The following is a 2,525-nucleotide window of genomic DNA, read 5'->3' as shown; positions in this document are numbered from 1 at the left end:
CACCGGGGTCATCGGTGTTCCTAAAAAATATTTAATTCCCTCCGATACCTCCTACCCCAGGCATCGCTACATCCAACTCTGTATTATCTTTACCGATTGATGCCGATACGTTAGTTGCAAACAAAATACCTGTAACAGAAATGACCAATGCTAATGCTATTAATATTTTCTTCATAGTTTAAAACACTCCTCATGCTATTTTTATTTTACACATCACACTTGCGGAGAAGGATAGATCAGGGTAATCTTCTAACTGTTTTCTCGGAATTTCTGCAAAAAATTTATTTCCGTCCTCGATGAAATTTGCTACTGATTGAAGTAATAATTGTGGGTTTGATCGTGCCATCCCTAAATAACATAAAGCAAAGGGGTTATTTTTAAATTCTTTGTTACTCATATACAATTCTTCCACCAAATCTACCTTCCCTGTCTTCGCGTAATAATGCATTAATTCAAGAGGGTTATTCGTAGTATTTTCGCAAGAAGTTTGACCCCAGTAAGTATTAACAAAAAAAATGTCTAAACACTGAACTTCCTCAACCAAATCAAACCTTTTTTGATGTCTAAGAATGTCAACATAATTATTAAAGTAATTAAGGCTTGTTTCTCGATTTTCGAATACGTACGATGTACCCAATAGATGATACAAATGAGAAGTGTAGTTAGCGCACATAAATTTAGAATTTATTATACTTTTTGCAAAAAACCTCGCTTTTTTCACATCGTTTCTTTGATATAAATAAGCTCTTGCAAATATTTCATTTATTCTCGAAGTATAAGTTTCTTTTATATAAGTGTTTGTAATGTTTTCTAAGTCCGACTCAGTTGACTTTGCTAATTTAAGCATGTAGGAGTATTCACCAATCATATATAGTGTGTTTATTTTTAAAATATTTAGAAACACTTTTGTTTCAACTGTCTTCGGTTTGTATGCTATAAGCATATTTAGGATTTCCTCGTTCGGATGTTCTCGTTTTTGAAATTTAAGTGATAAATCATATATAGCTGCCCAATCATTATTTGGTCTTGGTGCTTTTCTTTGAGAATTTATGAGTTTTTGAAGTAGTGGAAAGTTTCTTCTAGTTGAGGCGTATTCCATCATTAATCTACAATTTTGTCGATTTTCTGTATTTATCATTTCTTCAGCGATAATATCCATGAGTTCGTCTTCTCGTTCAGGGGACAAATATCTGATTGATAGTAAGTAGGCTGGGAACGATAATTCGTTTTCATATCTAAACCATTTTGATATTGTTGAGTCATCATAATTAATTGCTTTAGCTAATTCTAAGTTAGTAATATCTTTATCGGGCCTCTCCATTAATGATCTAATTATTTTTCTTAACATTTTCTACATCTCCTTGTTTATTTTAATTGATTATGGCTGACAAAGAATGTAATATTTAATATGATTATACATATAATGTTCATAAAAGTGAACATTTATTTTCAAAATAGTCCAAAAGAGGTGAAAAAATGATTACTTACGCTCCTTTGTTTAAGACTCTAAGTGATAAAGGTATTGTTATAAGTAGTTTGCGTTCTAAAGGTATTCACCCTACAACGATTGCGAAAATTAACAAAAATGAATCCGTATCTCTTCTTAAAATAGAAGAAATTTGTATGATCCTTAACGTACCTATAGAAAAAGTAGTTGAAATCAGATTCCATTCTGTCGATAATAATAACGAGAACAAATGCAGTAAATAATTACATAATGAGGTGAGACACTACGACACGAGTCGGAAGGTGCTTACTTCGGGACCGACGCCTTGCGCGAGGATTAACGCAGCAACAATTATCCGAACGATCCGGCGTTTATGTAAAATTGATCGGCGATTATGAGACTGGCCGATATATACTAAAAGTACCAACCGCAAAAGTCTTCGCCGATATTCTCGATTGCCGTATTGAAGACTTTTACGAATGGTTGCCCGAAGATGAGCCGTCACGCAACGGGTAAGAGGCGTTACTTACCCAGCGTTGAACTCCGTGAAATCACGGATAAAAATCGACCGCCTTCCGACACGCCGACACTCTCACGCAACGACTCAACTCCCAGCTTAACCAACGCCTCATTTGCGTCCTTAACTCGCTTATCCACGTAAACATGTCGCAATCTAATTCGCCTATTCATCATTCGCTCAATCTCTTCCCGCAACTTCTCGCCAGGCTTATCGTTATCTGTCGCGATTAACAGTTCTTCAACGCCCGACCTTACGATCATATCCCGCTTATATTCGTTAAAGCTCGCGCCACCTGTAGCAATAGCGCTGAAACCAGCCTGTCGCCAGCTCAACGCATCTATTTCCGCTTCACATATTATCGTTTGCCTGCCAGCTTTCTCCATGCCGTAAACCAATTCGCGTATTGGAATCGCGCCCTTTACGTACCAAAATACCTTGCCGCGCGTTTGTCGGTGCTTTATATTCGCCAGGCGTCCGTTAGCTAGGCGCCAAGGAAATACTGCCGCTTTGCTTTTCGCATCATATAAGACGCCCGCCTGACGCTGAGTCTGCTCGCTA

4 protein-coding genes and 1 pseudogene are annotated in these 2,525 nt (G+C 37.2%); 2 read left to right on the top strand and 3 right to left on the bottom strand.

Features of this window, described 5'->3' with window-relative positions; translation table 11 throughout:
- Nucleotides 1-31: 31 nt before the first annotated feature.
- Both MHI57_RS24965 and MHI57_RS24960 read right to left on the bottom strand, forming a co-directional pair.
- The gene (locus MHI57_RS24965; protein ID WP_340978965.1) at nt 32-175 is read right to left on the bottom strand and encodes a hypothetical protein; all 144 of its coding nucleotides are present in this window, start codon (nt 173-175) and stop codon (nt 32-34) included.
- Between the two features lie 15 nt (nt 176-190).
- Nucleotides 191-1,348 (bottom strand): AimR family lysis-lysogeny pheromone receptor, encoded by a 1,158-nt coding sequence (locus MHI57_RS24960; RefSeq protein WP_340978964.1) that lies wholly within the window; start codon nt 1,346-1,348, stop codon nt 191-193.
- Between the two features lie 128 nt (nt 1,349-1,476).
- Between MHI57_RS24960 and MHI57_RS24955 the strand changes: the two genes are divergently transcribed.
- Both MHI57_RS24955 and MHI57_RS24950 read left to right on the top strand, forming a co-directional pair.
- On the top strand, nt 1,477-1,710 hold the full coding sequence (locus tag MHI57_RS24955) for a helix-turn-helix domain-containing protein (RefSeq protein ID WP_340978962.1): 234 nt from the start codon (nt 1,477-1,479) through the stop codon (nt 1,708-1,710).
- A gap of 55 nt (nt 1,711-1,765) precedes the next feature.
- A pseudogene (locus MHI57_RS24950) lies at nt 1,766-1,963 on the top strand (helix-turn-helix transcriptional regulator); the annotation flags it as partial.
- 6 nt (nt 1,964-1,969) lie between these two features.
- Here MHI57_RS24950 and MHI57_RS24945 read toward each other — a convergent pair.
- The coding region (locus MHI57_RS24945; protein WP_340978960.1) for a toprim domain-containing protein at nt 1,970-2,525 on the bottom strand (556 nt) is incomplete at its 5' end.

Origin of the sequence: Cytobacillus sp. FSL K6-0129 (genome assembly GCF_038007625.1) — a bacterium.
GTDB lineage: Bacteria > Bacillota > Bacilli > Bacillales > Cytobacillaceae > Cytobacillus > Cytobacillus kochii.
This window is presented reverse-complemented; position numbering and strand designations above follow the sequence as displayed.